Origin of the sequence: Klebsiella sp. (genome assembly GCF_027492335.1) — a bacterium.
GTDB classification, from domain to species: domain Bacteria; phylum Pseudomonadota; class Gammaproteobacteria; order Enterobacterales; family Enterobacteriaceae; genus Klebsiella; species Klebsiella huaxiensis.
In genome coordinates, this window is record NZ_JAPUEW010000047.1 from 206625 (window position 1) to 214850 (window position 8226).

Genomic DNA, 8226 nt, shown 5'->3' on the forward strand with positions numbered 1-8226 from the left:
ACCGCGTCATCGTTAGTCTCGTCAGGTTGTCAAAGGCTCCCGCATTTCTTTGAGGAAAGGTTGATGGCTACCATTACTACCAGTGTCGTACTTTTGCGCTGGCCACTCGTGAGCGCAGTGCTGATGTTCCTGGCCAGCTCGATGAATATTCAGCTGCGTAAAAGTGATTATGCCGGTTTAGCGGTTATTTGTAGCTGTGTAGGCCTGGCCGCAGCCTGCTGGTTTGCCACCGGTCTGTTAGGTATTACGCTGATGGACGTTGCAAAGATCTGGGGCAATATCAAAGATGTCATGATTGAAGTAATGAGCCAGACCCCGCCGGAATGGCCGATGATGATGACCTGATGTAAAAAAAGCTTCCCAACGGGAAGCTTTTTTTACCGCTATTTGCCCATCTTCGACAGCATCTCCGGGCGCATAAATTTATGAATCACCAGCATAAACAGCAGCGATGGCACCAGTAAAATCAGCGCCGTAATTGACGATACCTGATAGTTGCCCGACATACTGGCGTTATACAGCAGCAGCGGCAACGTGGTGATATCCGGCGCGCCGACAAAAAAGGTGCCGGTAAATTCGTCCAGCGACTCCAGAAACACAAAAATGCTGGCGGCGATAATTCCCGGCGAAGCCTGCGGCAGTACAATATGCCAAAAAGTGTAAATCGGCCCCGCCCCCAGATTGCGTGAAGCCCTGGCCAGCAGCGGGTCGACCGCCGAAAAAGCCGCCACGCAAATCCACACCGAATACATCAACCCGTGTACGCTGTGCACCAACACAACCCCCGCGACCGTGCCGTTAAGCCCCCATTGATAGAAAAGCCGGGCGATATTCATGTACACAGTCAGATTGGGAAACGCCTGCGGGATCAGAAACAATAGCATAAACAACACCCGTAGCGGCATCCCGCGCCTTGAGAGGGCGTATCCCGCCGGAATGGAGATCAGCAGACATACCAGCACCGATAGCAGCGCAATCAGCACGCTAGTCAGTAGCGAGCCGGACACATCGCTGTAGGGGCTGAATACCTGATACCAGTATTTCAGCCCCCATTGGCTGGGCAGCGAATGCGGGAAAAACCAGCTCTCCGCCACCGTCCAGATGAGTAAGTTCAGCAGCGGGCCAAACATCGCCAGCAGCATAAAGACCAGCAGTAACGTCTGTAACGGCAGACTGGCGCTCAACCTTCTGCGGCCTTTCGCCAGCAGCGTTCCCGGTCGTGTCATGATTGCCTCTTTCATTATTCTCTCCCTTTTTGCTGCAAACTATGGCGCAGATAAAACCACGACAGTCCCCCGCAAATCAGTAGCGACACCACGCCAAGCGCGTTAGCGACAGCGTAGTCGCCATAGGAATTAACGCGAAAGGCCATATCCACGGTCATCATCGTCGGCGAGCCGACGCCTATCATCAGCGGGACCGACAGCACCGACATCATGGTGACGGTGGAGAGCACCAGCGCCACGCCGATTGCTGGCAGCACCTGTGGCAAAATAATGTCGAATAAAATACGCGGTCGCGACGCGCCAAGATTGCGCGCCGCCAGAATCTGCGGTTGTTCCAGCGCCGCCATCGCTCCGCAGATAAGCAGGGTGGCAAACGCCAGCTGCTTCCAGACAAAAGTGATAATGATCCCCTTCCAGCCCAGCCAGGAAACGGTCTCCAGCGGAGTGATGAGGTCAGTTGCCACCAGCGCGTTGTTCATCAAGCCGTTTTTGGCCAGAAAGGTACGCATCATCTGCGCGGCGACGATAAAAGGGATAAACAGCGGCAGGCGATACAAAAACCCCAGCATGCGGACAATCGGTCGACAGGGTGATAGCGTAATCACTGCCGAAAGGGTAATAGAGAGAGCCGCCAGCAGCGCCACGGAGGCGAGCACAATAATCAGCGTAAACAGAACGTCGCTGGAATAGAGCGTATATACCTTACTGAAGTGGGCCAGCGTGAGGCGCTGCGCGTCGTCAGTAAAAGCGGCGATCAGCGAAAAGCCCAGCGGATATAAAAAGAGCACGGCGATCATAAGCGCGGCTGGAGCGACCAGCAGCAGATATTTCAGCGAAGTACGCATAACAAACCTGGCGTCAGCAACAAGAAAAACGCTCAGGGCGACGTCGCATCGCGCCTGAGCAGCAGCAGTCAATTAATTGGCGACCTGGCTTTCATAGCCTTCTTTGATGTCGTCAAAATATGGCGTAATCGGGAAGCTCTTGCCGTATTCCGCCAGCGCCTGCGGCGAAATTTCAGCAAACAGTTTTTGCCAGGTCTGGCCATCAAGCTTCGGCTTCACGTGTTCGGCGTCAATCCCTGGATACCAGTTAAATTGCTTCACGATCCCCTGTGCCTGCACTTCCGGGCTGGTCGCCAGTTCGATGAACTCACGCGCCAGCTGCGGGTTCGCCGCCTTCGCCGGGGTCACGTAGTACATCGGTTGGCCCGGCATTCCCGGCGCCAGCAGAGACAGCTTAATCGACGGCGGCAGCTTGCCCTGATCTTTCCAGCTATAGAACATATCCACCCACACCGGCCCCATCATGATTTCGCCGCGGCTCAGCATATCGAGCGTCCCGGCGTTACCCGGCGTGAAGGTGACGTTCTTATTAAACGCTTTCAGCTTCTCGTAAGCCTGCCCCCAATTTTTCTCAACGCCTTTATCGTACGGTAGAGAAGACAAGCGCTGGGCATCGGTACCGTAGGCATATATCCAGCCCACCACAAAGCTGACGCCGGACATGCCGTTTTTAATACCGTTGTAACCAAAGGCCTGCGGATTTTTTTGCGCCCAGCTCACCAGCTCATCGTAGGACGCCGGAGGCGTTTTAATGGCATCGCTATTCCAGGCAATGGCGGTCTGGCTTAAAAACATCGGCATAACGTAGCCGTCGACGTTCACCCCAAGGGCGTTTTTCGCGTTGTCGGCAGTCACCATTGAGCCAGTCTTAATCTGCTGGCGATACTTCTCCAGCAGCCCCTTTTCCACCAGCTCGCCACCGGCTTTCTGATGCACCACCGCCACATCAATATCCCAGGTTTGCGCACCGCTCTCTTTTTGCGCCGTCAGTTTTTCAATGATTTTATTCGACCCCGCGTCTCCCGGACCGGTGCCGACGACCTGAACTTTGACTCCCGGATGCGCCGCTTCAAACTTCGGCCCCAGCCAGGTTTTGACGTAATCCACCATATTTTGATCCCCCGCCGTAGCGACGTGAAGAACGGTGTCGGCCTGCGCGCCGCAGCTCAGAAATAATGCAATCACTACCGCAGCTTTCGTTTTCGTAAACATGGTCTATCCCCAGAATGAACGCGATGAAGTTAATGAGCTTGTGATGAAGGAAAAATATGCAATGCGGGCGCCGGGACATGTAGCCTGACCGGCGTGCTGGCTGGCCAGCAATGCGCAGAATCCGCCAGCAGGACGCGATTGTGACAACGCACGCTATGGCGATATAAGTTGCCGAGAAAAGCGCTTTGCTCAACGATACCGTTCAGCGTTAACCCCTCCGGCGCGGCGCTATCAGATAATTCTCCGAGCGCGGCATCGGCGCTGCGAAAATAAAGAATACGGTCGTTAAAATGCTCAGCGGAATATTGCCCGGCGGCGCGTAAATACATCCCTTCGACGGCAAAGAGTTCGCTGGCGGGAATTTTATTATCTGCCCCCATAAAATCGGCGACAAAAGGCGTGGCCGGGCGCTGATAAATATCCTCTGGCGAACCTATTTGCTCAATACGACCATTATTTAATACCGCGATGCGGTCGGCCATCACCAGCGCCTCCTGCTGATCGTGAGTGACGATTAACGAGGTAAAGCCGAGTCTTTTTTGCAGCGCTTTGATTTCGTGGCGTACGTTAAGTCGCACTTTCGCATCAAGATTCGAGAGCGGTTCATCCAGCACCAGCACATCCGGTTCTATCGCCAGCGCGCGGGCCAGGGCCACCCGCTGACGCTGTCCGCCGGAGAGTTCGGTCACCTTGACGTCCGCCAGACCGTTGAGGTTGACGATGTTGAGCAGTTCCGCCACCCGGCGGTCAATATCGTCGCGCCGCCATTTACGCAGCTTCAGACCGTAACCAATATTGCGCGCTACCGTCAGATGCGGCCACAGGGCATAGCTTTGGAAGACCATGGTGATATTGCGCTGCTCCGGCGCGCTATGAGAAATATCGCGTCCGGCAATGGAAATATCTCCTGTCTGCGTCGGAATAAACCCGCAAAGCGCGTTCAAAAGCGTTGTTTTCCCGCAACCGGAAGGACCCAGCAGGGCAATCATTTCCCCTTTCTCAACGCTCAGATCGATATTATGCAAAACGACTTTATCGCCGTAGCTAATTTTTAGCCGGGAGATCTGTAAATAGCTCATATTCGATACCCAAAAATCTCTGTATCTGCATTTTCATCACCCGATGAACACGTGTTCATTTGAATGTAAAAAAAATGCAACGTTGACTCGACATGATGTGAGCCTACTTTGTCGGGTATTTGTGACAATTTAATTAAGAGTTTGGCCATTAGGCTATTTTATTTGGCCGTTTGGGTTAGGGCAGTGCTCAGAATCCTCACGTACTACAAGTACGCTCCGGTTCTTCCGCGCAGTCCTAATCCAAACGTCCTGCAACAATTACGCCTACTGGCAACAAACTCTAACAGACCTAAAATTTCGGCGAGGGAAAATGAAAATAGATGTTCTTGGCTGCGGTAGCGCTTTCTCCAGCGAACAAAATACCTCTGCACTACGGGTTATCGACGCCCAAAACCGACAGTGGCTGATTGATTGCGGCCCCACAATCCCCCGGGCGCTGTGGCGGCGCGGCGGCGATATCAACGAGATTGACGTTATCTATTTCACCCACGTTCACCCGGACCACTGTACCGGCCTGACGGCGCTGCTCAACTACTGGAAGAGCTTCTCGCGCCAGAAGCCGCTGATTATCTACAGCCAGCCGCAGCAGCGCCCGGTCCTGATACAGTTGGCAGCGCTGGCAAACTGGCCGCAAACAACGTTGTGTTTTGCCATCGACTGGCGTGACAGCACAGAGGCCTGGACGTGGCATGACTGGCATATTCAGACCGCACAAACGCAGCATGAGCTGACCAACCGCGCCATTCGTATCACCTTCGGCGGGCAAACCCTGTTCTACAGCGGCGATGGTCGCCCGACGCCGGATTCCATTGCGCTGATGGCAGGGGCCGATTTGGTATTTCAGGAGTGCGCCTCGCTGACCGCGCTAGCCGATGACGCCTCGCACGGCGATTTCCCTTCATGCCTCGCGCTATTCCAGCAGCTCAATTTGCGTACGATGGGGCTCTATCACTGCTACGACGCGATATTGCCCGCGCTGAAATCCGCCTGTCTGCCGTGGGAAGGTTTGTTCGTTAGCCACGACGGCCTGCAGTATGAGCTCCATCATTCGGAACGCCCGATATGACTTCATCACCGCGTAAACAGAGTATTACCGCGCAGGATGTCGCCCAGCGTGCGGGGGTCTCACGGGCCGTAGTATCCCGCGCTCTGAGCAATAATGGCAGCATCTCTCCCGATACCAGAGAACGCGTACTGCGCGCAGCCGAAGAGTTGGGATACCAGGTCAATTTCCTCGCCCAGGGGTTAAACCGACGGCGCAGCCATCTGATCGGCGTGATCGTTTCGCGCATCAGCGATCCGTTTCGCAGCAGTCTGCTTGACGCGCTGCTCAGCGAGATCCAGCGCCGCGGTTTTCAGGCGCTGGTGAGTGAAATCCGTAGCGAACAGGATCTGGCGCAAACCCTGCGGCGCTTCGCCCAATTTCGCGTTTCCGGCGTTATCGTCACCTCCGGGCAGCCGCCGGAATCGCTGGTTAACGAGTGCGTTCAGCAGCAAATTCCGGTGGTAGGCATCAATCGCCAGCCCAATATCCCCTGCGTCGATTATGTTTGCTCGGATAATGTCGCCGGAGCGACCCTTGCCGCTGAGCAGTTGGTTCGCGCTGGTTGTTATCGATTCGGTTGGCTCAACCATCATTACTCAACCTGGGCGGGGCAAACGCGCGGCGCGGCGTTTTCTCAAGCACTCCTGGCGCTCGGCGTGGATACTCAACGTGACCTGCACGCCCTTTTCGCACCGGTTGAGGGCTACGAAGGCGGTTTCCAGGCCGCCGCCAACGCCGACGACAGGCTACAGGGTATTTTCTGCGCCAATGCCCAACTGGCCTGCGGTTTCCTTGACGGCATGCGCCTACGCGGCAAGCAGGCTCCCGACGATTTTCAGATCATTGGCTTTGACAATACGCCGCAAACGGCGCAATACAGTTATCAGCTCAGCACCTTGCACCAGGACGTCGCGGAGATTTCCCGCCAGGCCTTAGCGCGCCTGCTGGAGCGGGCCAGCGACCCTTTACAACCTTCGCGCACCACGTGGGTGGGGGTGCAGTTAATTCATCGGCGCACGTCGCCATCAACCGATAAGAGCAGGCTATGACGGAAGAACAGCAGCAGTCATTATGCGAATTGATTCGCCAGTTGGGTGCGCAGGCACAAGCGCTGCGCGATACGGGGCTACAGATAGATAAAAAAGCGCGTCAGGATTTTGTCTCGCAGGCCGATCTGTTCGTGGAAAAAGAGATCAAGAACTGGCTGAAGATCCACTGCCCGCAGGATGGCTTTCTCGGCGAAGAGAGCGGCCTGGAAAGCGGTGGGCAAGGAACCTGGGTGCTCGACCCTATCGACGGAACCACTAACTACATTCAGGGGATGGACTACTGGTGTATTTCTCTGGCTTACGTTCTGCACAATACGCTTGAGCTGGGGATTATTTACGCCCCTGACCGAAATGAATTTTTCTTTGCCCGCCGTGGTAAAGGTGCCTTTCTTAACGATCAGCGCCTGACGTTACGCGAACCGGATCCGGAAACGGTGGTGATTGGGATGGGGCGTTCCAGCCGCGCGCCCGCGGAAAACTATACCCACGCTATCGCTCGTGTCCTCAACGCGGGAATGGAGTATCGACGCTTTGGCGCCGGGGCGTTAATGCTGGCCCACGTTGCCACCGGCCAGGTACACGCCTATTACGAAGAGCATATGAATAGCTGGGATGCCCTGGCGGGAATGCTGCTGATCGTCGAAGCGGGCGGTGCCAGCAATGACTTTTTAGCCAACGATGGCTTACTGCGCGGTAACCTGGTGCTGGCCGGATGCGTCGATGTACAGGCCCGGCTTTCCGCTCTGCTGCCCGCATAGCCTGCATTACGCACAGCGCTGTCCTGACGACTGCCATATTGCCCCACGAGGAAAGTCGTTCGGGCAGCGCTTTATCGCACAGTGTTCCTGGTAAGAACAGGCTTCTGCCGTCGTGGCGGTGGAATGGTACGGACAGGATGGCCGCTCTCGCAGCTTTTCCCATTGTCCCTCATCGTATCGCGTAATGTTATAAACCTTTACCGCATGATATTGCTCGTTAATTAAAACGCTGGAGGAGTAGAGTTTCATCGACTCTCCCGGCAGTAATAAAATATCGGCTTCATACCAAAGAATAAACTTTAAAAAACGCAGGCTGGAGATTGAGGAAAAAGCCACGCCGGAATGCGGGCAGACAAGAGTATTATGAATAGTCCATTTCATTTTCTATCCTTGCTTCTATCCATGCATGTATTGCTGATAAATGACTCTATATTGATAGCATCCATTATAGCCAACCGCAAGGTCGTCGATTAATAATGTGACATTAGACAATACTCAACATAAATTATACTCACTAAGACGTACAATGAATATTGAGCTCTAATAATTAATAGTTAACTATAATACCACAAAGCCGCACAGGCAAAGAATATACATAAATAACAATATATTGACAATAAATTACAGGCTACCAACAACGATAGCCTGTAATATTCTCTGGATAATAACCTGAGGCATTACCAGGTTTTGCCGATATTAAACTGAAACTGCTCGGCTTTATCGCCATCGTATTTTTTAAACGGCTCGGCCCATGAGAAGACCAGCGGGCCTAACGGCGACATCCATTGCACCGCAATCCCGGCGGACATACGAATATGCGACGGATCGCCATAGTCCGGGATCCCCGCCGCCAGCGTCTGGCCGGTATTTTGCCATGAGGTGCTCCATACTGTACCGGCATCAAGGAATAGCGACGTCCGCAGGCTGTCAGCGTATTTGTCATTCACAAACGGTGTCGGCACAATAAACTCGCTGTTTAGCACCGCCATCGCGTTACCGCCAACCGCATCGG

Annotated in this window: 10 protein-coding genes; 4 read left to right on the forward strand and 6 right to left on the reverse strand. The window is 54.3% G+C overall.

Annotated features, from left to right (window positions below; translation table 11 throughout):
• The first annotated feature begins 63 nt into the window (after positions 1–63).
• Positions 64–345, forward strand: coding sequence for a YjcB family protein (locus QVF11_RS14595; RefSeq protein WP_112215873.1), 282 nt, complete (start codon positions 64–66; stop codon positions 343–345).
• Positions 346–383: 38 nt separating this feature from the next.
• On the opposite strand, the gene QVF11_RS14600 is transcribed toward QVF11_RS14595, so the two are convergent.
• From QVF11_RS14600 to QVF11_RS14615, 4 genes are all read right to left on the reverse strand, one after another.
• Entirely contained in the window at positions 384–1241 is an 858-nt protein-coding gene (locus tag QVF11_RS14600) for an ABC transporter permease (protein ID WP_181421810.1), read from the reverse strand.
• The gene (locus QVF11_RS14605; RefSeq protein ID WP_287857930.1) at positions 1241–2071 is read right to left on the reverse strand and encodes an ABC transporter permease; all 831 of its coding nucleotides are present in this window, start codon (positions 2069–2071) and stop codon (positions 1241–1243) included. The genes QVF11_RS14600 and QVF11_RS14605 overlap by 1 nt, the downstream gene beginning before the upstream one ends.
• 72 nt (positions 2072–2143) lie before the next feature.
• Positions 2144–3283 (reverse strand): ABC transporter substrate-binding protein, encoded by a 1140-nt coding sequence (locus QVF11_RS14610; RefSeq protein WP_112215875.1) that lies wholly within the window; start codon positions 3281–3283, stop codon positions 2144–2146.
• A 29-nt stretch (positions 3284–3312) separates the two neighbouring features.
• Positions 3313–4362, reverse strand: coding sequence for an ABC transporter ATP-binding protein (locus QVF11_RS14615; RefSeq protein WP_112215876.1), 1050 nt, complete (start codon positions 4360–4362; stop codon positions 3313–3315).
• Positions 4363–4672: 310 nt separating this feature from the next.
• Here QVF11_RS14615 and QVF11_RS14620 point away from each other — a divergent pair, with 310 nt between their 5' ends.
• From QVF11_RS14620 to QVF11_RS14630, 3 genes are read left to right on the forward strand one after another with little or no spacing between them, the layout of a single operon-like run.
• Complete coding sequence (locus tag QVF11_RS14620; RefSeq protein ID WP_287857933.1) at positions 4673–5428, forward strand: MBL fold metallo-hydrolase; 756 nt, start codon at positions 4673–4675, stop codon at positions 5426–5428.
• Entirely contained in the window at positions 5425–6456 is a 1032-nt protein-coding gene (locus QVF11_RS14625; RefSeq protein ID WP_287857935.1) for a LacI family DNA-binding transcriptional regulator, read from the forward strand. Before QVF11_RS14620 ends, QVF11_RS14625 begins: the two co-directional genes overlap by 4 nt.
• A complete protein-coding gene (locus QVF11_RS14630; RefSeq protein ID WP_112215879.1) occupies positions 6453–7214 on the forward strand; it encodes an inositol monophosphatase family protein in 762 nt (253 codons plus the stop codon). The genes QVF11_RS14625 and QVF11_RS14630 overlap by 4 nt, the downstream gene beginning before the upstream one ends.
• A 6-nt stretch (positions 7215–7220) precedes the next feature.
• Here the strand turns inward: QVF11_RS14630 and iraM are convergent, their stop codons facing one another.
• Together iraM and QVF11_RS14640 are read right to left on the reverse strand one after the other, a co-directional pair.
• A complete protein-coding gene (iraM, locus tag QVF11_RS14635) occupies positions 7221–7595 on the reverse strand; it encodes an anti-adapter protein IraM (RefSeq protein WP_112215880.1) in 375 nt (124 codons plus the stop codon).
• A 296-nt stretch (positions 7596–7891) separates the two neighbouring features.
• Positions 7892–8226: BamA/TamA family outer membrane protein (locus tag QVF11_RS14640; RefSeq protein ID WP_287857938.1), on the reverse strand; the 335-nt coding region annotated here is incomplete at its 5' end.